Source organism: uncultured Microbulbifer sp. (assembly GCF_947498635.1).
GTDB lineage: Bacteria > Pseudomonadota > Gammaproteobacteria > Pseudomonadales > Cellvibrionaceae > Microbulbifer > Microbulbifer echini.
Window position 1 is genome coordinate 1 of sequence record NZ_CANMKV010000026.1, and the last position, 23,745, is coordinate 23,745.

Below are 23,745 nucleotides of genomic sequence, written 5' to 3' on the forward strand. Positions count from 1 at the left end.
TACCCGGTTATGCATTTTCTAAAATGCCTCTTATAATTTAAAAGTGGCACCACTCCCGCGCAGCGGGTTTGTACAACATTTACATAGTGATCATCATGACCACTATCACCCTGATTACTATCCCAAAAACAATTCTACGTCAAAACACTCAAATTATTAAGACAATCAATTAGTTACGAATCTTTGGTACGGCCGTAACTAGTAGAAAAATGATCATCGTGACCACTATCCCAGAATTTACCACCATATGTAACCCACTGTATTTGTTCATTTTTTGGGCGCAATTCTCTTCCCTGCCAAAATAACAGTCACGATGATCAAAATTTCGGCTCGCATCTGGTCACATTTCCCGTAAACTGTATATATATCCACCCTGCAGGTATGTTTAAATGGACGACATTCCTATACCAGTCCCGAAAAACTCATCTCGCTTTATGGATCAATTGCGGATCTTTATGCGATCGAAGTACCTGGCTTTCAAGACTGAGAAAACTTATTGTTATTGGGTTAAAGACTTTATTCGTTTTAATCGAATGCGCCATCCAAAAGAGCTTGGCAAAGCAGAGGTGAATAACTGGTTAAGCTATTTGGCTACCAATCGATCTGTATCGGTCAATACCCAAAGAACAGCTTTGAATGCCGTTGTGTTTTTATATAAGCAGTTTATGAGCATTGAACTGGGTGAGTTAGAATTTAGCAACAGTCACCGCCCACGAAAGTTACCCGTGGTTTTCAGCCATGAGGAGGCTACAAATATTTTGGAAAGGCTTACAGGTCCAGCAAAAATTGCCGCATCACTAATGTATGGATCTGGCCTTAGGGTCATGGAAACGGTAAGGCTTCGGATTAAAGATATTGATTTTGCGGAGCAGTGCCTATTCGTACGAGAGTCCAAGGGGGAAAAATGGAGAAGAACACTGCTCCCCAAATCCCTAATCGGACCCCTGAAAACTCAAATTCGCTATACGCTCTCAGTGCATCAGCAGGATCTCGATGAGGGATTTGGAGAGGTCTATCTACCCTTCGCATTGTCCAAAAAATACCCAAAGGCCGCGACCAGTCCCTCCTGGCAGTATGTATTCCCGGCCAAGGAGCGCTCTCGTGATCCTCGTAGCAATGTCATACGGAGGCATCATATTGGAGAGCAACAGATACGGCGGGCAGTTACCAGTACTATTTCTAGTTTGGGAATACGAAAAAAGGCAAGCTGTCATACCTTTCGCCATTCATTCGCTACCAACCTACTGCGATCGGGTACAGACATTCGGAATATTCAAGAATTGTTGGGCCATAGTGATATTAATACTACGATGATCTACACCCATGTTATTGGTGTACATGAGCGCGGAATTAGCAGCCCATTGGATTAGATTGGAAAGTAGGCAATACCTCGGTTCACAAGCTCTAGGCAAGTGGGCGATGCTTCCTGCCCCATTTGGCTCTAGCGGGGTGGTAGATCTTTAAAAAGGCACTCTGTAATACACATTATCATGATCAACTTCAAAGCCTAAAGACTGGTATAGCTGCCGCGCGCGAACATTTCTTTTCTCTGTTTTTAGCTCAATACGAACAGCTTTAGTTTCCTCAGCAAAATTCATCGCAGCCTGAATCAGCTTTTTAGATACCCCCCTCCCCCTAAAGCGGCTTGATACCCCTAGATCATTAAGAATCCACAGGCGTGTAAGTGCAAGAGAGGAAAAACATGGATAGAGGTTTACAAACCCCATTACCTCACGACTCTTCGAGTCCACCGCTATAAAAAGTGTAGAGAGTTGGCTACCAACCAAATTGTTGAGAAATTTTTCAGTTTTCTCTAAATCTGACTTATAGCCGCAGAATACCCTGTATTCATCAAACAACAGAGCGACCTCAGGAATATGGCTGTCTTCACAGTGAATTATTTGCATTCTGTGATACCGGGATATTGCCAAGCCTAATACAGAGTTCAGCCGCTTTCTTTGCAGACTATGTTAAACCGTTAAGTACAAAGCATGATTAATAGAGAAAAGTCGCCGTGCCGGTAGCAATAAGCTCTTCTTTGTCATTGCTCAACTCCATTCGGGCAACCACCAATTTGTTGCCAGTGCGTAAAATAGAACCCTCACAAAGAAAGTGCTCCCCCCTGCCCGGCTTTAGGTAGTCCACGCGCATGTCCACTGTACCGAGTTTCGATAGGCGATCGGCCTTTTCTTTCCAGTGCATATCTCCCATACGCTGGTAGGCCGCCACCATCGCAGTGAGACCCCCGACAGTATCGAGGGCGGTGGCGATCACGCCACCATGAAGAATATTCTTCCAGACATTGCCGATCAACTCTGGCCGTAAATCAAATCCGGCAGAAAGCGTAAGCGCTTCCAGGTCGAGAGAGCGCATCTCAAGGCCGATTTGCTGGTTGAAAGGGATTTTTTCAAAGAACCCCTTTACCAGCTCCTGGAATTCACTCGGTGAGGGTTCTGTCATAGTCGTGCAACCCGATTGAGCCCATCCAGGGCGGCACTACGATAGGCCTCTGCCATGGTGGGATAATTGAAGGTGGTATTCACGAAATAATCGATCGTATTGTTAGGTACGGGTTGTTTCATAATGGCTTGGCCAATATGTACAATCTCGGCAGCTTCAGCACCAAAACAGTGGATACCGAGAATTTCGCGGGTCTCAATGTGGAAAAGAATCTTGAGCATACCCACTCGCTCGCCAGAAATCTGTGCGCGCGCCGTGTGCTTGAAGAGTGCGCGCCCTACCTCATAGGGCACTTTCGCCGCTGTCAGCTCGGATTCAGTTTTACCGACTGAGGAAATTTCCGGTAGTGTGTAAATCCCGGTTGGAGCATCCTCAATAACACGGTGGCCACGACCGGCAAGAGCAGCAGCTACCGCCCTCCCCTGGTCATAAGAGGCGCTGGCAAGACTGGGCCAACCAATCACATCACCAACCGCAAATATATTTTCCACTTCAGTGCAGTAATGCTCATCGACGCTGAGTTGGCCGCGGTGATTTGCTTCCAAGCCAACATTATCCAAGCCGAGCGAATTGGTATTACCCGTACGGCCGTTACACCATAGCAGCGCATCGGCATGGATGCGCTTGCCAGACTGCATCTCCATGATCACACCCTGATCATTAGGAACTACACGGGCATACTCTTCCTGGTGGCGGACGGTAACGCCCATATCCCGCAAGTGATAGCTCAGCGCATCAGAGATCTCGTCATCAAGAAATTCCAGCAGGCTGCTGCGAGTATTAATCAGATCTACCTTGATACCCAGCCCAGCAAAAATAGAGGCGTATTCACAGCCAATCACGCCCGCACCATAGATCATGATCGAGTGTGGGGTATGTTGCATATCCAGAATCATGTCACTGTCGTAGACCCGTTCATGGTCGAAGTCGACATCGGCGGGACGATAGGGGCGGGAGCCAGTGGCAATAATAAATTTTTTCGCGGAGACGATTTCTGTAGCCCCATCCGGTAGCTGCACTTCTACGCTGTCAGCATCGCGAAAGTTTGCCGCACCTACGATTAATTCTACCCGGTTGCGCGCATAAAAAGAGGTGTGCATTTCCACCTGGTAGGAAATCACTTTATTGACAGTTTGCATCACCTGGGGGAAAGTCAGGCGGCGCGGTTCCCCCAGCGCGCGAAAAACGCTTTGGGTGTTATAGCGCATTAGTTGTTTGACAGAGTGGCGCAGTGCCTTTGAGGGGATGGTACCTTTGTGGGTACAGTTACCGCCAACCGCCTGGCGCTTTTCGATCACCGCTACACGCATACCTTTTTTCGCTGCGCTCATCGCGGCGGCCTCACCAGCCGGGCCCGAACCAATTACAACCAGGTCAAACTTTTGCTCTGCCATCTATAGCTCTGATTCTTTTTTCCAAAACAGGGTGCAAGGCAGAATACCACCTTCCACTCGCTATTTAATTTACGCTTACCGGCACAGGTTGTGCCAATGATATAAAACAACAAGCCCGTTGATCACGGGCTTGGAAAGGGGTGGATTATTTGCTCTTGGTTGCGTCGTAAGCAAGATCTTCAGCAGCTACCTTTTCCTGCCGCTGCCTCTCCTGTTCTTTTTCACACGCATCATCGTTACCGCCACAAATCGTGCAGTCCTGCTTCATGCCGATATTGTTAAGACCACCACAAGAGCCTTTCAATGGCTTATTTTGCACCATGGCACCGAGTGCCATTCCGGCAACAACAAGTAGCATGGCAACAAAAGCAAAGATAAATATTGTCATCACTCAGACCTCTCTAGGTAAGGAGAAAAAGCGGAACTGAATCGCTCTTCAAATCCTTTTTCAGTTTTTACCAACATGAAAGCGGCTAGGTTATCACGCTGAGCCAAAGCCATACCCGCATCGGCCCCAAGTACATTGAGGGCTGTGGCAAGAGCATCCGCCTCGGCACAGGTTTCTGCAATCACCGTAACAGAGGCCAACTTGTGCTTGAGCGGTCGCCCCGTGCGGGGATCAATACTGTGGGCGTAACGCACCCCATCCCGTTCGTAATAATTGCGATAATCGCCACTGGTTGCTACCGCTTTCCCACTCACATCAATCGGTTGTTGTACCATTTGGCCAAATGCGTTGGGCGTTTCGATGCCGATTCGCCAATCCTTACCCTTTGGATTCACGCCGAGGGTGCGCAGTTCACCACCAATCTCGACCAGGTAGTTCCGTATTCCCTGCTGTTCCAGAAGTAGTGCTACCCGGTCAACACCGTGCCCCTTAGCAATAGCCGAGAGATCAATCTCCACGGGCCGTTCGCGGGTGATGGTATCCGGATCACGCGTCAACTTAAGTGCATCGGAGCCCACTACCTGCTGCAAGCGGATAATTTCCACCTCAGAGGGAATATGTTCCGGTTCCGGCTGGGGGCCGAACCCCCATAAGTTAACCAGGGGGCCGACTGTCACCTCGAAGGCACCATCGCTGCGGCGGTGGATATCCAGGGACATCTCCACAACATCGGCAAGCGACTGACTTACCGGCACGGCCTTACCCAAAGCGCTGCGATTGAGCCGCATCAACTCGGAGTCATCGATATAAGTGGACATCTCCTGGTTAACCTGTTGCAGCTCGCTGTCTATCAGCGCCTGCAACACAGTAGACTCCATATCTGCGGGGACATCGACAACCGTAATGTGATAACTGGTGCCCATGGTGCGGCCGCTCAGCTGCCAGTTCTCCGGTGCCGGAGTGCAGGCAGAAAAAATAGCGACCACACAAAGCAAAAACAGGGCCGGAAGAACGGGCCCTGTTTTCGCTTTTTTCGGGGCTTTGAATGCGTTTAGCAAACTAAGCTCTCCGTTTAACCACCGAAGTCGTCGAGGAGGATATTTTCATCCTCTACACCCAGGTTTTTGAGCATATTGATGACTGCAGCGTTCATCATGGGCGGTCCACACATGTAGTACTCACAGTCTTCAGGCGCCGGGTGGTCCTTCAGGTAGTTTTCATACACTACGTTGTGAATGAACCCGGTATAACCAGTCCAGTTATCTTCCGGCTGCGGGTCGGAAAGAGCCACATGCCACTTGAAGTTATCGAACTCAGCGGCCAGACCGTTATAGTCATCTTCGTAGAACATCTCGCGCAGCGAACGAGCGCCATACCAGAAACTGATTTTGCGGGTGGAATTCAAACGCTTGAGCTGATCGAAGATATGCGAGCGCATCGGTGCCATACCGGCACCACCACCGATAAAGACCATCTCGTTGTCGGTTTCCTTGGCGAAAAATTCACCGAAGGGTCCGTACACCTTGATCTTGTCACCGGGCTTCAGGCTGAACACATAGGAAGACATCTGACCCGGTGGAATGCCCTCGGTGCGGGGCGGCGGGGTCGCGATACGGATGTTGAACTTAACTACACCCTTCTCTTCCGGGTAGTTGGCCATGGAGTAGGCGCGAACCACAGGCTCAGTCACCTTGGACTCCAGCTTGAAGAAACCGAAGTGTTCCCAATCACCACGGTACTGATCTTCGACTTCAAAATCAGCAAATTTTACATGGTGAGCCGGAGCTTCCAGCTGTACATAACCCCCAGCACGGAAATCGACACTCTCACCTTCGGGCAAACGCAGGGTCAGCTCTTTAATGAACGTGGCCACGTTGGGGTTGGACTCCACAGTGCATTCCCATTGCTTCACACCAAACACCTCTTCAGGTACTTCGATTTCCATGTCCTGCTTTACAGCAACCTGACAGGAAAGGCGCTTGCCTTCTTTGGCATCGCGCGGAGTGAAGTGTGCCGCTTCAGTCGGCAGCATATCGCCACCGCCGGAGTTCACTTTACAGATACACTGCGCACAGCTGCCGCCACCGCCACAAGCAGAGGCCAGGAACAGGTTATTCGCAGCCAGGGTTTGCAGCAGCTTGCCGCCGGCCGGTACGGTAAGAGTTTTCTCACCGTTAACCAGGATATTGACGTTGCCGGTGTTTACCAGGCGCGAGCGGGCAGCAAGGATCACCGCTACCAGCGCCAGCACGATGACGGTAAACATCGCTACGCCGAGGATAATTTCAATACTCATTCTATTGTTTTCCCCGCTTAGATATCGATGCCGCCGAAAGACATGAAGCCCAGGGACATCAGACCAACAGTTACGAAGGTAATGCCCAGGCCTTTCAAGCCATCCGGTACATCGCTGTACTTCAGCTTCTCGCGGATACCCGCCAGAGCGGTAATCGCCAGGGCCCAACCGAGGCCAGCGCCGAAGCCGTAGGCAACACTCTCACCGAAGGCGTACTCACGCTCCACCATAAACAGCGAGGCACCCATAATGGCGCAGTTCACTGTAATCAGCGGTAGGAATACACCCAGTGCGTTGTAGAGAGCCGGCACATATTTATCCAGGAACATTTCCAGGATCTGTACCAGCGCTGCGATAACGCCGATGTAGGACAGCAGGCCGAGGAAGCTCAGGTCTACATCGGGATAACCAGCCCAGGCCAGTGCGCCATCTTTCAGCAGGTAGGTGTAGATCAGGTTGTTCACTGGCACTGTCAGCGTCAGTACCACAATCACCGCTACACCAAGGCCGATCGCAGCTTCGATCTTCTTTGATACGGCAAGGAAGGTACACATGCCGAGGAAGAAGGCCAGCGCCATGTTTTCAACGAAAACCGCGCGGATAATCAAAGAAATATAATGTTCCACGGCTTAGGCCTCCTGCGCGAGAGAGTTGGGCGCAATCTTGAACTCGTCTTGCTCCACCTGGGTAGGTTTCCAGGCGCGGATTGCCCAGATGAACAGACCGATCAGGAAGAACGCACTGGGCGGCAACAACAGCAGACCGTTGGGGATGTACCAGCCACCGTTGCTCACGGTGGTCAGAATATCGACACCGAACAGCTTACCTGCGCCGAAGAGTTCGCGAATAAAGGCCAGGCCGATCAGGATTACGCTGTAACCCAGGCCATTGCCGAGACCATCGAAGAAGCTGGGCAGCGGCGGGTTCTTCATGGCGAAGGCTTCCGCGCGGCCCATTACGATACAGTTGGTAATAATCAGACCAACGAATACCGACAGCTGCTTAGAGATATCGTAAGCCAGAGCCTTAATCAGCTGATCCACCAGAATTACCAAAGAGGCAATCACGGTCATCTGCACGATGATGCGGATGCTGTTCGGAATCTGCTTGCGAATCAGGGATACCGCAACGTTGGAACAGGCCACAACCGAGGTCAGGGCGATACACATGACCAAGGTAACCTGCATGGAACTGGTGACAGCCAGTGCCGAGCAGATACCCAGGATCTGTAACGCGATCGGGTTGTTGTTAAAAATCGGGTCTAGCAGAGTCTCTTTAATTTTCATGCTTATGCCTCCCCTACTTTCAGGTTTTTCAGGAAGGGACCGTAGCCCTGGTTACCTAACCAGAAGTTCACCAGGTTATCCACGCCCTTGCTGGTCAGAGTCGCACCAGACAGACCATCGACTTCATGAATCGCGTCAGGGCTGTTGGGGTTAACCTGCCCTTTGATTACATTGATGTCGACATTGCCCTGGGTGTCGAAGACTTTCTTACCAATCCACTGGGCTTTCCAGTTGGGATTGTCCACTTCACCGCCGAGTCCGGGCGTTTCTTTGTGCTCGTAAAAGCCGAGGCCCGCTACGGTGTCGAGATTACTCTCTAGAGCGAGGAAGCCGTACAGGGTGCCCCACAGACCATAGCCGCGAACAGGCAGGATAATCTTGTCCAGCTCGCCATCTTTCTCTACCAGGTAGACCTCTTTGATGTTTTCCCGACGGATTATCTTGGCCGTGTCCTCATCGGCCGGCAGCTTTTCACTGGCGGACGCGATTTTGGATGCAGCGCGACCGCTGCCACCTGCCGGTGCTTCATCGGTGAATTTACCGGTGTTCAGGTCAACGTATTTGATCTGAATATCAGCGAAGGCTTTCTCTACTACCGCTTTGTTTGCGTGAGAGTCCTTCAGTAGGCCACCGGCCATCAGTACATTGCGCTTCATGTCCAGCTCGGCATTGGCCTGCTGAGCAGGCTTCAGCATTACCGCAGCGGTGGACACCACTACGGAGCACACCAGGCACATTACCAGCGCGACAATCAGAGTACCGGTTACGGAATCTTTATTAGCCACGTGCCAACCTCCGTTTGATATTGGACTGCACCACAAAGTGGTCAAACAGCGGAGCGAACAAGTTAGCGAACAGGATCGCCAGCATCATGCCTTCCGGGAAGGCCGGGTTCACAACACGAATCAAGACAACCATCACCCCGATCAGGATGCCGTACCACCAGCGACCGGTATCGGTCATGGCTGCGGATACAGGATCGGTGGTCATAAAGATCAGGCCGAATGCAAAACCACCGACCACCAAATGCCAGTACCAGGGTACCTGGAACATCGGGTTAGACTCGGAGCCGATCAGGTTGAACATGAACGCTGTCGCCATCATGCCCAGTAAAGTACCGGCCACAATACGCCAGCTGGCGATCTTCATGCCCATCAGGATTACACCGGCAATCAGAATAGCCAGGGTAGAAGTTTCGCCGATGGAACCATGTATCTTGCCGAAGAAAGCGTCGAACCAAGTTACCTGGCCAACCGCAGCATTCACGATACCATTCTGGATACCTTCGCTAGCCATTACAGACAGCGCAGTTGCGCCGGTGTAACCGTCAACCGCAGTCCAGACCGCATCGCCAGACATGGCCGCCGGGTAGGCGAAGAACACGAACGCACGGCCGGTAAGGGCTGGGTTGAGGAAGTTTTTGCCGGTACCACCGAACACTTCCTTACCGATAACCACACCGAAGCTGATCCCCATCGCCACCATCCACAACGGCAGATCTGGCGGACAGGTCAGGGCGAACAGAATCGAAGTTACAAAGAATCCTTCGTTCACTTCGTGACCGCGCACCGCGGCGAACAGCACTTCCCAGATACCGCCCACAATGAAAGTGACCAGGTAAATCGGCAGGAAGTACATAGCCCCGTAGACAAAGTTGTCCCATAGGCTCGCCGCATTATAGGAAGTCAGAGCACCGATCACCGAATGGCGCCATCCGGACAGATCCGGGTTGGTCATCCCCTCGAGAATGGTGTTGGCCTGGAAACCAATATTCCACATACCATAAAAGGCCGGGATCATGGCACAGGCCCACACGGTGATCATGATACGTTTCAGGTCGATGCCGTCGCGCACATGAGAGGTGGTCTTGGTTTTATCGGCCGGTTGGAACAAGCCGGTATCAATAGCCTCAAAGAGGGCATAGAACTTTTCGAATTTGCCGCCTTTGTGGAATTTTGGTTCGATCGAATCGAGGAATTTACGCAACATACTTACCCCTCCTTCTCAATACGGGTCAGGTTGTCCCGCAAAATGGGGCCGTACTCGTACTTGCCCGGACACACAAAAGTACACAGTGCCAGATCTTCCTCGTCCAACTCCAACGCACCCAGTTTCTGGGCCATGGCGCTGTCACCAACAATCAGCGAACGCAACAATTGAGTGGGCAGTACGTCCAGCGGCATCACCTTTTCATAGGTACCGATCGGCACCATGGCACGCTCGGAACCATTGGTGCTGGTGGTGAAGTCGAACAGCTTGTTTTTGAACAGGCGCGACAGATAGATCGGGAAAATGGAGAAGCGCTTGTTACCGGCACGCAAGTAGTGCAGGAACGGGCGCTCGTCGCCCTCTTCCAGAATCGTTATCTGGTTGTGGTAACGGCCCAGGTAGGCCAGGGGACCAGAGGCCGATCGACCGCCGAATACGGAACCGGAAATAACGCGATCGTTATCGCCTTTCAGCTCGCCCGCGATCAGTTTGTCTAAGCTGGCACCGAGACGAGTGCGCAGCAGACGCGGCTGCTTGGCCTGGGGACCGGCCAGGGACACAACACGATCGGTAAACAGTTTACCGGTGGTAAACAGTTTGCCCACGGCGATCACATCCTGGTAATTGATAGTGAATACACTGCGGGAGCCGGATACCGGACTGAGGTAGTGGATGTGGGTACCGGAAAGCCCGGCCGGATGGGGACCGGCAAACGCTTCACGGCGGATATTAGCGGCGCTCGGCACAGGAATATCTGCATCCGGAGCCGTGCACACGTAAGTGGTCTCCGCCAGCTTAGAGAGCACCTCAACGCCCTGAGAGAAGGCTTCGCGGTTCTCAGCAATAACGACTTCCGGATTCGCCGCCAGAGGGTTGGTGTCCATCGCATTGATGAACACCGCTACCGGCTCGGCATCCAGGGCGGGAACGCGGCTGAATGGGCGGGTACGCAGCGCGGTCCACAGACCGGACTCAACCAGGTTCTCAACCACTTGAGTACGAGTAAGCCCAGACAACTTGCCTGCGCTATAGCTCTGGAACTGTTCCGCGGCATCGCCGTCTATCTCAATCACGACAGACTGCAACACGCGACGGGCACCACGATTAATAGCGACAACACGACCGGCGGCCGGCGCTGTGTAGCGCACACCTTCGGTTTTCTTATCGCTAAACAGCAGCTGACCAAGTTTGACGCTATCCCCTACTGCCACCTCCATTGTCGGCTTCATCCCGTGATAATCGGGGCCGAGAACAGCGACGGTCTTGAGTGCAGGACCCTTGTGGATCACCTGCTCGGGCGCGCCGGATATGGGTAAGTCCAATCCCCGACGGATCTTTCTCATACGCCTATGCCTAAGTTTCTAGTTTAAAAAATTGCAATATGGCCCACCGGCCCGGGTTCAGACTGACAGGCAGTCGACCCCGGGCTAGCGAGCCATATTGTGGAATTATGTGCTGCGAGGGCTTACACCGTATCACCCGAAGACCGGGCGGAAGGAAGCTAAACACGGTTTGCGCACGCTAACTTCTCGGCGCACGGTCGCCTCGCAAAATCGCGCGCATTATAAAGACGGGGCAAAGTCTTTACCAGTCTGGAAGCGCCCAAAGTGGCACTGAGATAAGAAATTTCTGCTGAAAAAACAGAGATTTGGGGAGAGGCGGGCGGGCGGCCAGGAAAGCCGCCGCACCCCTGCAGCCAGCCTCTACGGCCGACTGCAAGACTTTAGCTTGACGCCTTAGTCTTTTTTCGGGAACAGCTCATAACGGACGCCGGCCATATCTTCCAGGCAGCGAACCACCTGACAGCTGTAGCCGAACTCGTTGTCGTACCAGCAGTAGAGCACAGCGTTCTTACCGTCCACAATAGTCGCAGTGGAATCGAATACACAGGCAACGCGAGAGCCGACAAAATCGCTGGACACCACCTCTGGGGAGTTGGTGAAATCAATCTGTTGACGCAGCGGAGAGTGCAGTGCCACATCGCGCATGTATTCGTTCAGCTCTTCCTTGGTGGTCTCTTTACCCAGATTCAGGTTGAGAATCGCCATGGAAACGTTCGGTGTTGGAACGCGGATCGCATTGCCGGTGAGCTTGCCTTTCAGTTCCGGCAGGGCCTTGGCCACCGCTTTGGCGGCACCGGTTTCCGTCAGAACCATGTTCAGCGCTGCAGCGCGGCCGCGACGCTCACCCTTGTGGTAGTTGTCGATCAGGTTCTGGTCGTTGGTATAGGCATGGACAGTCTCTACGTGACCGTGCTCCACACCGTAGCCGTCCATCATCGCCTTCAGGACCGGCACAATAGCGTTGGTGGTACAGGAAGCGGCTGACAGCACCTTGTCTTCCGGCTTGATATCGCTGCTATTGATACCGTAAACGATATTCTTAATGTCGCCCTTGCCCGGTGCAGTCAGAAGCACTTTGGAGGCGCCTGGGCTCTGCAGGTGCTGGCTTAGACCTTCTTCATCGCGCCATACACCGGTGCTGTCAACGATAATCGCATCGTCGATACCGTGCTGAGTGTAATCCACCTCCTGAGGGGAGTTGGCGTAGATGATCTTGATTTCATTGCCGTTGCAGATCAGGGAGTTGGTCTCCTCGTCCACACGAATAGTGCCCTGGAAAGCACCGTGCACCGAGTCGCGACGCAGCAGCGAAGCACGCTTCACCAGGTCGTTCGGGGCCTTGCCCTTGCGCAGTACGATCGCTCGCAGGCGCAGCACATCACCACTGCCGGCTTTATCGATCAACAGGCGCGCAACCAGGCGGCCGATACGACCAAAGCCGTAAATCACAACGTCCTTGGAGTTCGGCAGGGGCTTGCCGGCACCAGAGGCATCAGACAACTCTTCACGCACAAAGTCATCTACAGGCAAGTTGCGTGCGTCGCGCATAAACTTGTTAGTCAGGGTTCCCAGGTCGATGTGTACAGGACCCAGATCCAGCTTGCAGATAGCTTCCAATACAGGGAAGGTTTCAAACTCGGAGAGTTCGTTTTCCTCAACCTGGCGCACAAAGCGGTGCGCTTTCATAATGCTCAGAACAGAGCGATTAACCAGGTTGCGGCCATACATATAAATACCGACGTTTTGCTCGCGGTTGAGCTTTCCGATCATCGGGATCATGGATTCGGCTAGCGCTTCACGCTGCTTCCAGTCCTTGAAAAAGTCCGCGGGCTTCGGTCGCTTCTGAGTCACTGTCAGACACCTCTGCAATAGGTTTAATAGGCAGGAAATCACGGCCCGCAAACCACTCGGGGCCGTATGGCTGCGCATTATCAGGATTCGCCTATCTCTACGCAACTGCGCAAAAAAAAACCAACAAAATGTAGTAAAACTACCTTTTTGTTGTTTGCAGGCCTTTCCGTGCACAATCCCCAAAAAAGCGTAGCCGTTCGAGAGGAAATCCATCGACGCCGTTAACATAGACTGCAGCCCAATCCGATCGCGGCTACAATAGTCGCCCCCTGCACCACAGCAAATGAAAGCGCGGATATTTAAGGAAAGATGACCGATATACAGCCCCTGACTCCCCCCAAATTCCAAAGCGGTAATGACCGGCAATTCTGGGGACAACTACACGGCGCAGCGGCCGCGCTCGCCATCCTAAATGCTGCACGCAACAGCCAATCCCCCACCCTACTGGTTACCAGGGATAGCCTTGAGGCGCACCGCTTAGAGGTACAACTGAAATTTTTTAACAAAGCGCGGAGAGATGGGGGCCCTAGCGACGACTTTGAGATTTTCTATTTCCCCGACTGGGAAATCCTGCCCTACGATACCTTCTCACCACATCAGGATATTATCTCGGACCGTTTGGCCACGCTCTATCGCATGCCGCAAATGGGAAGCGGCATTGTCATAGTGCCTGTAAGCACGCTGATGCACCGCCTTCCGCCCTGCGATTATGTCGCCGGCAATGCCTTGATCCTGACCGAGGGGCAGCAATTTGATATCGATACTCAGCGACGCCTGCTGGAGCAGGCCGGCTATCACTGTGTAGATACCGTCTACGAACACGGTGAATTCGCTGTGCGCGGTTCGCTGATGGATATATTTCCTATGGGCAGCTCCCTGCCCTATCGCATTGATCTGTTTGACGATGAAATCGAATCCCTGCGCACCTTCGATCCGGAAACCCAGCGCACGGTGGATAAGGTGGAAACCATCCACCTACTACCTGCGCGGGAATTCCCCATGCACAAGGCGGGCCTCTCTGGGTTTCTACAAAACTGGCACGAACAGTTTCAGGCCGACCCCAGCCTCGCTCCCATCTACCAGGATATTAACGCCGGTATTGCGCCTGCAGGTATCGAGTATTACCTGCCTCTATTTTTCGATAATCAATGTGCGAGCCTGTTCGACTACCTCCCGAAAGGCAGCCAAGCATTTTTGCAGGGAGAGATTCAAGCTCCCGTGGAGAGTTTCTGGCGGGAAGTCGGCAATCGCTACGAGAGTCGCTGTGGCGATCTGACCCGCCCAATCTTGCAACCCCGCCAAATACTGCTGGATATCGACGAGTTTAATGGCGCACTTAAAGCCATGCCGCGCGCGATCTTTTCCGCGGAAGTGCTGCCGGAGGCCAAAGGCAATTTTAACTTTGCCACCCAGCCCCCACCCTCCCTACCAGTTGACGGCAAGGCCGAGCAACCTATGGCAGCCCTGGAAAGCTACCTGGCGGGGCACTCCGGGCGGGTGCTCTTCTGTGCCGAAAGTGGAGGGCGACGCGAGGCACTGCTGGAACTGCTCAAAGGTATACGCTTAAGCCCCCCGACCTTCCCGAGCTGGGAGGAGTTTCTACACAGCAATGAAACGATCGGCATCACTGTAGCCCCCCTGGATCAGGGGCTGCTACTGATAGACCCGGCCATCAACTTAATCGCAGAACCACAATTATTTGGTGAGCGTGTTCTGCAACAGCGTCGCCGGAAAAAAGCCAAGGATGACGCCGACAATGCCGTAAAAAACCTGGCAGAGCTGCGCATTGGCACTCCGGTTGTCCATATCGACCACGGCGTGGGGCGCTATCGTGGCTTACAGCACCTGGAGATCGACGGGCAACCAGCGGAGTTCCTGACCCTGGAATATGCCGACGAAGCCAAACTCTACGTCCCTGTGGCCAGCTTGCATCTCATCAGCCGCTACTCCGGCGCCGATGAAGCCCTCGCACCGCTGCACAAAATGGGCAGCGAGCAATGGCAGAAAGCCAAGCGCAAAGCCGCCGAGAAAGTGCGCGATGCCGCCGCCGAACTGCTGGACATTTATGCCCGCCGGGAGGCCCGCATCGGTCATGCCTTTGCCGACCCCAAGCTGGCCTATCGCGAGTTCTCCGCAGGCTTCCCCTTCGAAGAGACCCCGGACCAGCAGCAGGCCATCGAAGCTGTAGTCGGCGACATGCTGTCAAAAAAACCGATGGATCGCCTGGTGTGTGGCGATGTGGGGTTCGGTAAAACCGAAGTTGCTATGCGCGCCGCCTTCGTCGCCGCCCACGCGGGCAAACAGGTGGCCATGCTGGTACCCACCACCCTGCTGGCACAACAGCACTTCCAATCCTTCCAGGACCGCTTTGCGGATTGGCCCATCAATATCGAAGTCATCTCCCGCTTCCGCTCAGGCAAAGAAGTGGACAGCGTGAAAGAAAAAGTGGCGAACGGAAAAGTGGATATTCTGGTCGGCACCCACAAGTTGCTGCAGAGTGACCTGGACTTTAAAAATCTAGGACTACTCATTATCGATGAGGAACACCGCTTCGGCGTACGCCAGAAAGAGCGCCTCAAGAGCCTGCGCGCCGAGGTGGACATTCTCAACCTCACCGCCACCCCAATTCCAAGAACCCTGAATATGGCCATGGCCGGTATTCGCGACCTCTCCGTGATCGCCACCCCGCCGGCGCGGCGCCTATCGGTGAAAACCTTTGTCCGCGAACGCGACGAAGCCCTAGTGAAGGAGGCGATCCTCCGGGAGATACTGCGCGGTGGTCAGGTATATTTCCTGCACAACGAAGTGAAGAGTATCGAGCGAGTTGCCCGCGAACTGCAGGAATTAATTCCCGAGGCGCGCATCGGTATTGGCCACGGCCAGATGCGCGAGCGCGAACTGGAGCAGGTGATGGGAGACTTCTATCACAAGCGTTTCAATGTACTGGTCTGCACCACGATTATCGAGACCGGTATCGATGTGCCCACGGCCAACACCATTCTGATCGAGCGTGCGGATAAATTCGGCCTAGCCCAGCTGCACCAGCTGCGCGGCCGCGTGGGCCGCTCCCACCACCAGGCCTATGCTTACCTGCTGACCCCCAACAAGCGCGCCATGACCGGCGACGCCGTAAAGCGCCTGGAGGCCATCAGTGAAGCCCAGGACCTCGGTGCAGGTTTTACCCTCGCCACCCACGACCTGGAAATCCGCGGCGCCGGTGAATTACTTGGAGAAGAGCAAAGCGGTCAAATTCAAAGTGTTGGCTTCAACCTGTATATGGAAATGCTCGATCGAGCGGTAAAAGCGATTCGCGAGGGGCGCACACCCAACATCGATGAACCACTGGAATCACCGTCCGTGGATGTAAACCTGCGAGTGCCCGCTCTGATTCCCGAGGATTACCTACCGGACGTGCATGGCCGACTGATGATGTACAAACGGATCGCCAACGCCGCCGACCACCAGCAACTCAAGGAGTTACAGGTGGAAATGATCGATCGCTTCGGCCTGCTACCCGAGCCGGTCAAGCACCTGTTCCGCACCACCGAGATAAAGCTGAAGGCCGACGCAATGGGAATTCGCAAGCTGGAAGCCTCCGCAGCCCGCGGCCGCATCGAATTTTCCGAAAACACCCAGGTTGACCCACTCACCCTGGTAAAAATGGTGCAGACCCAACCGGGCCGCTACCAACTGGCGGGCGCCAATCAGCTGAACTTTAGCCTCGACGAGGGCGGCCCTGACCGCAAGTTGCAAGAAATCAATCAAGTACTGGAGCGCCTGGCACAGTGATACCATTTTTGCAGCCGGTGATGTGATCGATCGACACAGGGCCTCCCCCCCTGCCAAAATCGCCAACACAAACAACCGACTGCGAAATGCTCCCGTAAGACTCCACCGATAGCGCTAGAAAGACGGATAAAAGTGGTAACCCCATGACCATAATGAAGATAATTCGCCTCTGCTCAACTTTAGCCTTGGCCCTCTCCGCCACGGCAACCCAGGCGGCCAGCTATGCCGGCAACACATTTGAGATCGAAATGATTGTGTTCGAGCGCCCTCAAGGCATGGCTCAAACCAGTGAAACCTGGCCCGCGGAGCCCAAGCTTGTATACCCTTCCCGCTGGGTTGATTTCGATACCCCCAAGCACGCAAAGCAAACTCAGCCCGAGCAAAACGACGAACCAATCAGTTTTGAGCCAGAGGGCCTCAATGTTAGAGCTCGCAAGGAGGCACCCTCCACCGGATTGCGCCTATCCCCAGCAGCCACCAAACTCGACAACAAAGCTGCTGCATTAACCAGAGAGGGAGATCGCATTCTCTTTCACAAAGCCTGGCGCCAAGTACTGGTACAAAAGCATAGGGCTCCGGCAGTCCTCATTGATGGTGGTGAGGCTTTCGCCGGGCACCGACAACTGGAAGGCTCAGTGACCCTGAGCGTCTCTCGCTACCTGCACTTGAGCACCAACCTCTGGCTTAATGACTTTTCAGCGCCCCCATCGGGCAAAGGCCTGCAGCTGCCTCCGCGGCCAGGAACTACAGCCACCTCTCACGCCGACCTGACGCCCCGTGATCAGCCAAGCTCTCAAGGAAACTACGAGCCGATAATCCTGGGCGAGCCCCCCCAGGCTGCCGAGCAGCCAACTTTTGTCAAGCGCGCAGCCCACCTTGAGCACGAACGGCGTATGCGCAGCGGCCAGCTGCACTATATTGATCATCCAGCCTTTGGCGTGCTGATTGAAATTCGCACTGTAGCCAACCCCGAGACGGAAACGGCAGAGAATCTCCGCTCCGACACGCCCTAGGAAGCCCGCAATATCCCTCTTACGCTGGGGGATATTGCATTCTCTGCCCCAAATTAAAATACATATAAGCCTTAACCAGATTGCCCACCATAATTGGGCGGACAGTTACCAATAGGCCTAGCAGCGAATCAAAGCAATTTGATTCATCCACTAAGAAAACAAAATAATTTCATAAATAACGATTAAGTAGGCATGCTATAACACTCAAATATACAATCCAGGACTGCATATACCGGCCAACATACACCGCACCTGAAAACTTCCAGAATCCCTAGAAATCGAAATCAATTAAGCGATTAAATACTGGCTAAAAGAAATTTTTCCCTTACCCTGCCCAAACAAACCCATATCCCGCCTACCATTACATTGATGACAGAATTATTTAATGCTCGGGGAAAGTTAAATAATCTCAAAAAAGCAGGGCGTCAGTTTTAAGAATTGGAATATTAAATAAAACTAAGGTGATTAAATCAGTCACAAACAAAGGGAGCGACTAAATTTTACGAACGGTATCAGGGAAAGTGGTACAGGATAGGGAAATAGAAAAGCGAGCCGAGCAGCCCGCTTTAAGAGGCGCTGGCAGAGCTGGCGGCTGGCAACCGCAAACTCTACACGATAACAGTTCTTTCAACGAGCGATCCTAGAATCACTCACAGGGAACAACATCTTCCGCCAGCAGTCCTTTGTCACCTTGTTGCATTTCGAACTCAACCGCCTGCCCCTCGTTAAGAGTTTTATAACCCTCACCGCGAATGCTGCGATAGTGTACGAAAATATCTTCAGTTCCTTCTCCACAGGTGATGAAGCCATAACCCCGTGCGTTATTAAACCACTTCACAGTACCTGTAACGCGATCACTCATTGAGAAAACCTCATTATTGTTATTGCGCCTACCTCTATCACCTCATAACTACATTCGGCAAGAGGGGCAAACGCCACCCCATTGTTAACAAACTGCTCCATGCAGAATGCTATCTTGCTTCACCCTTTTGATAGATACCAAAAAGGCGTAACCTGATTCTTAGATAAAACAGCGCCAGTGTCTAGGTTTCTATGTGAAATAAATACTACGTTTTTACCAGTATGCGTAATTAACCGACAGAACCCTGATTAACACCAACATATAAACTAAGCATTTGTACCTTATTGCACTCCCAATACTCAACTGTCTAACGCGGCCTCGCGGGCTAATGAAGGAATATCGGCAATATGAATTGTCGAAGTTGGGAATGCGCAAGAAGCACCGTGCCTTTCGACAACTTTAAGGACATTCAATAGAACATCCTGCTTGATTTCATGATATCTCACCCAATCCGTTGTTCGCGTGAACGTATAAACAAAGAAATCCAAGGATGAGGCGGCAAAACTATTAAAATTTACAATGAGAGTCCGATTGGCATCGATTTCAGGGTGCTGCTGTAACATTTTCTTAACATCAGCCACTATCACTGCCATCAAATGGGCATCCTCATAGCGGATACCAATCGTTTCGAAGATTCTTCGATTGAGCATCCTCGAGGGATTTTCAACAGAAATCTGGGTAAATACACTGTTGGGCACGTAGACGGGACGCATATCAAAGGTACGAATACGTGTCAGGCGCCAGCCAATGTCCTCGACAGTTCCCTCAATCTGCCTATCTGGAGAGCGAATCCAGTCACCAACCGCAAAGGGCCGGTCCAGGTAAATCATCAACCCACCAAAGAAGTTCGCCAGTAAATCTTTAGCGGCAAAGCCTACCGCCAGCCCACCGATACCACCAAAGGCCAACACACCACTAACGCTATACCCCAGGAACTGCATGATAACGATGCCGGCCGTGATAGCGATTGAAGCCCTCACCAACTTGCCGATCGCCCGCACCGTAGTGGCATCCATCGGTTTGCCGATATAGCGGGGATTGCACAAATTGCGCTCAGCGCTGTGGGAGAAGCGCCAGGCGAACCAGGACATCACCAGGATAAGGCCAATCTCGCGAGCGGGCTCTGCCAGTGCGAAAATTTCCGCCCCCGTCGCCTGGCCCGCGCGCTGTGCGGCAACCGTCAGCCCCAAAAGCCAAAGAAACACTTGCCCAGGTGGGGACAGCGCCCCAACCAGTGCATCATCCCAAGGGTTGACAGTTTTCTCGGCTCTGAGAGCCAACTTCTGAACAAAACGCCCAAAGGCCCAGGCCGCCAGAGCTGTGGCCAGTACAATCAAGAAAACAGAGACTACCCAGACCCGATTTTCACCCAGCCAGGACAACAGCACACTCTCTATGGACTCCACGAAATCCCCCTACTCAAACAACCAATTCAGCCTCGCCCAGAGGTATCTCGAAGCGAGCTCTGCTACAAGTATTTACTACCGATCTCAGTGCATCAGTGCATTATCGAAGCTAACCAATCACGGGTTCTGCGTCGGCGCTCACTTTTTTCAAGTTCCTGCCAGGAGGTAATCAAAGGTCGGCCGCGCATCGCTTTTAGGCGCTCTTTAGATTCCGCTGCCGGGGTAAAATCCTGTAGGGCGGCCAGAGATTCCAAGGCACCGGTGCGATTGTTACAGATCACCCCCATATCGCAGCCCGCTTCCAGCGCAGCACGAATTCTTTCTCCATAGCCGCCGGCGGCTCCCGCACCCTCCATCGACAGATCGTCACTGAAGATAACACCACTAAAACCCAGCCGTCCCCGCAAAATATCCAGCAACCAATACCTGGAGAAACCCACGGGCTGACTGTCGATATTGACAAAGCGTATATGGGCAGGCATCACGGCATCCAGTTCACCGGTTCCAATGCAATCGATAAAGGGTAAGGCATCAGACTCCAACACCTGCTCCAAGGTCCGCTCATCCTGTGGAAGCTCCACATGACTGTCTTCAAGGACGTGTCCATGCCCTGGAAAGTGCTTACCGGTGGTGGCCATGCCCGCCTCACGCATCCCCTGAATAAACGGCCTTACAATGGCAGTCAAGCGCTTGGGGTCAGAACAAAAACTGCGGTCCCCAATCACCCGACTGTGCCGGTCATCGGCATCCAAAACTGGGGCAAAACTAAAATCAACACCCACCGCCAGCAACTCGGCCGCAAGCAACCAGCCTACATCCCGTAATTGAGCCTCTGACGCCAGGGCAGATAACTTCTGCATGGAAGGCAGACGGGTAAACCCCTCTCGGAACCGCTGCACTCGGCCCCCCTCCTGATCAACTGCCAGCAGAATATCGGGGCGAAGCGAACGGATAGAAGCGATTAACGCCTCCAGCTGGACGCGATCTCGATAGTTACGCGCAAAGAAAATCAATCCACCTACTAGAGGATTGCGTAAAAGCTCACAATCTCCACTGGTGAGTTCCTGTCCCTCGATATCAATCATCACCGGTCCAAGTGATGTAGACATATACAGTTCCTCGATGATTCACCCACTACGGGGCTCAACCCACCTCTACCTTCAGCATTGCCGAAGCCGCGGGCACCAAGCGCTCCAGAGTTTCTGACAAACTGCTCTGAGCACCAAAATCCTCTTTCAGGATAGCTTCTATGGCATCGTAGCTCGACAGGGTAAAGATGGTGGCGCCCAGCATAAAATACAGCCGCCAATAGAAAGTAACCGGATCTACACCCGGCAAGGCTTCAGCCAGTAGGCCGGCAAAACGGCGATAGCTCTCACCATACCGAGACACAATAAAACGGCGTAAGTGCCCCTGGAACTGTGTATAAGCCAACCCAAGTAGCCGCATAAAGCGCTGGGGGTCGAGGCCGCGCGCGCGCAGGCCGCCCAGACCCACTCGGTATAGGCTCTCCAGCAAGCCCTCGACCCTTAGGGGCTGACCTGAGGCAATACGCCGGTCAAGCTCCGCCTCCAATGCGCCGGTAAAGGGGGTCAGGAAGCGTTCAAAAACCGCCTGTATCAGCTCCTTTTTGGAGCCAAAATGGTAGTTTACTGCCGCCAAATTGACACCGGCTGTACTTGTGATTGTTCTCAGGGATGTCTCGGTAAAACCTCGTTCAGCGAACAGAACCTCTGCCGCGTCCAAGATGCGGCTAACAGTATCGGTCTGGCTCATAGGTATCAAACCACCATTTAAAACAGCTGTTTAACTCTGGCCAGAGTAGCATATTCCGCCGCCAGTCTGGCGGCATATCACACCAAACAGACTCCCTTTACCTTGGAAGCAATCGCTTGAGATGTTGAAAATAGAGGGAATAACCTGAACGCTTAACGCCACCAGCCTGAGCACACCGCTTTCCCAACATAGGCAAACTAGTACGAAAGGCGCTGAGGCTTTCTTTGGGGGAGCGCGGGGAACGACGCGTTAAGTCATAGCGAGAGATCGCCAGAAGTCATTAATCAAAACGATGAAACGCCTGACTCACTGTTTGATCCGCCGAATAGGGATGTATATCACTACACCGGTAAGCTGTGTTTTCCTGTGCGGAGTTAGACTCTGAGCGCCTTGAAAACCCAGGCCAACGGCTTAGCCGGGACCACGCATGTGCTGCAAAATTAAATCGGCGGCCTCTTCCACTGTGTCGACCACCTGGAACAAGTGCAGGTCTCTCTCATCAATACAATTCCGCTCTAGCACCGTATCTACAAGCCAGTCATACAGACCACTCCAATACCGTTTTCCAACTAAAACAATTGGAAAGTGCTGCACCTTTCTAGTCTGTACTAATGTGAGCGCCTCAAATAATTCATCCAGTGTACCGAAGCCCCCTGGCAACCCCACAAAGCCCAGCGCCTGCTTCACAAATAAAAATTTGCGCACAAAGAAATATCGAAAATGTAAATTAACATCTTGATAGGGATTGGCCACCTGCTCAAAAGGCAGTTCAATATTCAAACCAATTGAAGCACCAGGTTGATCGAAAGCACCTCGGTTACACGCCTCCATCAGGCCTGGCCCGCCACCAGTAATTACCGGTATCCCTTCCGCAGCCAGTAGTTTCCCCAGCTTAACCCCTTGTTGATATTCCTGGCTTTGCTCGGAGAAACGCGCACTGCCAAATACCGTTACCGCCCCTCTAAATGCGATTAAACGCTCAATGCCATCCACTAATTCAGACTGTATACGAAGAACTCTCCAAGCTTCGGCCACCTTGGCATCCAGCATTATCACTTTCCCTCGCTGTCAGCTCTTTCAACTTTTTCTTTCATTCCTTGTTTTCATAAACACTGTAGCAGCTCATACAGGAACCGGTGATAGGATTGCGCGAGCCCCAAATCTGTATATAATCCCAGCACCTGTATAAAAATACAGAAACGCTAGGTAATTCTATGACCAATCTCACCGCACGACAGACTCAAGTATTAGAGCTGATTAAAGCCTACCTGGATGATACGGGTTATCCCCCTACTCGCGCGGAGATTGCCCAAGAACTGGGCTTCCGTTCACCAAATGCGGCTGAGGAACACCTTAAAGCACTGGCGCGGAAAGGAGCCATTGAAATGGTTGCCGGCGCTTCGCGGGGTATTCGGATTCCAGATCACCAGTCGGGGCTGCCGATTATCGGACGTGTCGCCGCAGGTCACCCCATCCTTGCGACAGAGCACATCGAAGATTATTGCGACCTACCCTCCAGTTTTTTTCATCCGCCGGCTGACTACTTACTACGAGTGCACGGCATGAGCATGCGCAATGCCGGCATTCTCGATGGCGACCTCCTTGCCGTGCAGAAAACAGAGCAAGTTAGGAACGGGCAGATTGTAGTTGCACGGATTGATGAGGAGGTGACCGTAAAACGCTTCCGCCGCAAGGGCAATCAGGCAACGGTACAACTCCTACCGGAAAACGAAGATTTTGAGACCATCCAGGTAGATATGCGGGATAAGAACTTTATCATTGAAGGCCTGGCCGTTGGCGTTATTCGCCAAACCCCTTAAGTGCCCTCTTAAAGCCTGCGGACTCAAACCAAAACTATCCCCCAAAAACAACAACAGCGGCTTATAGCCGCT

The 23,745-nt window shown here is 52.8% G+C and carries 21 protein-coding genes; 4 read left to right on the forward strand and 17 right to left on the reverse strand.

Features of this window, described 5'->3' with window-relative positions:
• Positions 1 to 389: 389 nt before the first annotated feature.
• Positions 390 to 1,370, forward strand: a complete 981-nt coding sequence (locus Q1A69_RS13700) for an integron integrase (protein WP_299586341.1) — start codon at positions 390 to 392, stop codon at positions 1,368 to 1,370.
• A gap of 90 nt (positions 1,371 to 1,460) precedes the next feature.
• On the opposite strand, the gene Q1A69_RS13705 is transcribed toward Q1A69_RS13700, so the two are convergent.
• The 12 genes from Q1A69_RS13705 to Q1A69_RS13760 all read right to left on the reverse strand — a co-directional run bounded on the left by Q1A69_RS13705 (position 1,461) and on the right by Q1A69_RS13760 (position 13,013).
• Positions 1,461 to 1,907: a GNAT family N-acetyltransferase gene (locus tag Q1A69_RS13705; protein ID WP_299586344.1), complete on the reverse strand. Its 447-nt coding sequence runs from the start codon at positions 1,905 to 1,907 to the stop codon at positions 1,461 to 1,463.
• A gap of 88 nt (positions 1,908 to 1,995) precedes the next feature.
• The gene (locus Q1A69_RS13710; protein ID WP_299586347.1) at positions 1,996 to 2,460 is read right to left on the reverse strand and encodes a thioesterase family protein; all 465 of its coding nucleotides are present in this window, start codon (positions 2,458 to 2,460) and stop codon (positions 1,996 to 1,998) included.
• On the reverse strand, positions 2,457 to 3,854 hold the full coding sequence (sthA, locus tag Q1A69_RS13715) for a Si-specific NAD(P)(+) transhydrogenase (protein ID WP_299586350.1): 1,398 nt from the start codon (positions 3,852 to 3,854) through the stop codon (positions 2,457 to 2,459). The genes Q1A69_RS13710 and sthA overlap by 4 nt, the downstream gene beginning before the upstream one ends.
• A gap of 145 nt (positions 3,855 to 3,999) precedes the next feature.
• On the reverse strand, positions 4,000 to 4,242 hold the full coding sequence (gene nqrM / locus Q1A69_RS13720; protein ID WP_299586455.1) for a (Na+)-NQR maturation NqrM: 243 nt from the start codon (positions 4,240 to 4,242) through the stop codon (positions 4,000 to 4,002).
• Positions 4,242 to 5,300, reverse strand: coding sequence for an FAD:protein FMN transferase (locus Q1A69_RS13725; protein WP_299586353.1), 1,059 nt, complete (start codon positions 5,298 to 5,300; stop codon positions 4,242 to 4,244). Before Q1A69_RS13725 ends, nqrM begins: the two co-directional genes overlap by 1 nt.
• Positions 5,301 to 5,314: 14 nt before the next feature.
• A complete protein-coding gene (gene nqrF / locus Q1A69_RS13730) occupies positions 5,315 to 6,538 on the reverse strand; it encodes an NADH:ubiquinone reductase (Na(+)-transporting) subunit F (RefSeq protein WP_299586355.1) in 1,224 nt (407 codons plus the stop codon).
• A gap of 17 nt (positions 6,539 to 6,555) precedes the next feature.
• Positions 6,556 to 7,164, reverse strand: a complete 609-nt coding sequence (gene nqrE, locus Q1A69_RS13735; RefSeq protein WP_020413086.1) for an NADH:ubiquinone reductase (Na(+)-transporting) subunit E — start codon at positions 7,162 to 7,164, stop codon at positions 6,556 to 6,558.
• 3 nt (positions 7,165 to 7,167) lie between these two features.
• A complete protein-coding gene (locus Q1A69_RS13740) occupies positions 7,168 to 7,824 on the reverse strand; it encodes an NADH:ubiquinone reductase (Na(+)-transporting) subunit D (RefSeq protein WP_299586358.1) in 657 nt (218 codons plus the stop codon).
• 2 nt (positions 7,825 to 7,826) lie between these two features.
• On the reverse strand, positions 7,827 to 8,609 hold the full coding sequence (locus Q1A69_RS13745; protein WP_299586361.1) for a Na(+)-translocating NADH-quinone reductase subunit C: 783 nt from the start codon (positions 8,607 to 8,609) through the stop codon (positions 7,827 to 7,829).
• Positions 8,602 to 9,813, reverse strand: coding sequence for an NADH:ubiquinone reductase (Na(+)-transporting) subunit B (locus tag Q1A69_RS13750; protein WP_299586363.1), 1,212 nt, complete (start codon positions 9,811 to 9,813; stop codon positions 8,602 to 8,604). Before Q1A69_RS13750 ends, Q1A69_RS13745 begins: the two co-directional genes overlap by 8 nt.
• A gap of 2 nt (positions 9,814 to 9,815) precedes the next feature.
• Positions 9,816 to 11,156, reverse strand: coding sequence for a Na(+)-translocating NADH-quinone reductase subunit A (locus tag Q1A69_RS13755; protein WP_299586365.1), 1,341 nt, complete (start codon positions 11,154 to 11,156; stop codon positions 9,816 to 9,818).
• A gap of 393 nt (positions 11,157 to 11,549) precedes the next feature.
• A complete protein-coding gene (locus Q1A69_RS13760; RefSeq protein WP_299586458.1) occupies positions 11,550 to 13,013 on the reverse strand; it encodes a glyceraldehyde-3-phosphate dehydrogenase in 1,464 nt (487 codons plus the stop codon).
• Between the two features lie 303 nt (positions 13,014 to 13,316).
• On the opposite strand from Q1A69_RS13760, the gene mfd reads away from it, so the two are divergent.
• Entirely contained in the window at positions 13,317 to 16,796 is a 3,480-nt protein-coding gene (mfd, locus tag Q1A69_RS13765; RefSeq protein ID WP_299586367.1) for a transcription-repair coupling factor, read from the forward strand.
• 152 nt (positions 16,797 to 16,948) lie between these two features.
• Positions 16,949 to 17,809 carry a CsiV family protein gene (locus tag Q1A69_RS13770; protein ID WP_299586369.1) on the forward strand — a complete coding sequence of 287 codons (861 nt, stop codon included), beginning with the start codon at positions 16,949 to 16,951 and terminating at the stop codon, positions 17,807 to 17,809.
• A 646-nt stretch (positions 17,810 to 18,455) separates the two neighbouring features.
• Here the strand turns inward: Q1A69_RS13770 and Q1A69_RS13775 are convergent.
• The 5 genes from Q1A69_RS13775 to Q1A69_RS13795 all read right to left on the reverse strand — a co-directional run bounded on the left by Q1A69_RS13775 (position 18,456) and on the right by Q1A69_RS13795 (position 22,903).
• Complete coding sequence (locus Q1A69_RS13775; RefSeq protein WP_020413094.1) at positions 18,456 to 18,671, reverse strand: cold shock domain-containing protein; 216 nt, start codon at positions 18,669 to 18,671, stop codon at positions 18,456 to 18,458.
• Between the two features lie 299 nt (positions 18,672 to 18,970).
• The gene (locus tag Q1A69_RS13780) at positions 18,971 to 20,077 is read right to left on the reverse strand and encodes a mechanosensitive ion channel family protein (protein WP_299586371.1); all 1,107 of its coding nucleotides are present in this window, start codon (positions 20,075 to 20,077) and stop codon (positions 18,971 to 18,973) included.
• A gap of 92 nt (positions 20,078 to 20,169) precedes the next feature.
• Entirely contained in the window at positions 20,170 to 21,186 is a 1,017-nt protein-coding gene (nagZ, locus tag Q1A69_RS13785) for a beta-N-acetylhexosaminidase (RefSeq protein ID WP_299586374.1), read from the reverse strand.
• Between the two features lie 34 nt (positions 21,187 to 21,220).
• Positions 21,221 to 21,853 carry a TetR/AcrR family transcriptional regulator gene (locus tag Q1A69_RS13790; RefSeq protein ID WP_299586376.1) on the reverse strand — a complete coding sequence of 211 codons (633 nt, stop codon included), beginning with the start codon at positions 21,851 to 21,853 and terminating at the stop codon, positions 21,221 to 21,223.
• Positions 21,854 to 22,264: 411 nt separating this feature from the next.
• Positions 22,265 to 22,903 (reverse strand): TIGR00730 family Rossman fold protein, encoded by a 639-nt coding sequence (locus Q1A69_RS13795; RefSeq protein WP_299586378.1) that lies wholly within the window; start codon positions 22,901 to 22,903, stop codon positions 22,265 to 22,267.
• A 164-nt stretch (positions 22,904 to 23,067) separates the two neighbouring features.
• Between Q1A69_RS13795 and lexA the strand changes: the two genes are divergently transcribed.
• Entirely contained in the window at positions 23,068 to 23,673 is a 606-nt protein-coding gene (gene lexA, locus Q1A69_RS13800; protein ID WP_299586381.1) for a transcriptional repressor LexA, read from the forward strand.
• The last annotated feature ends 72 nt before the right edge of the window (positions 23,674 to 23,745 follow it).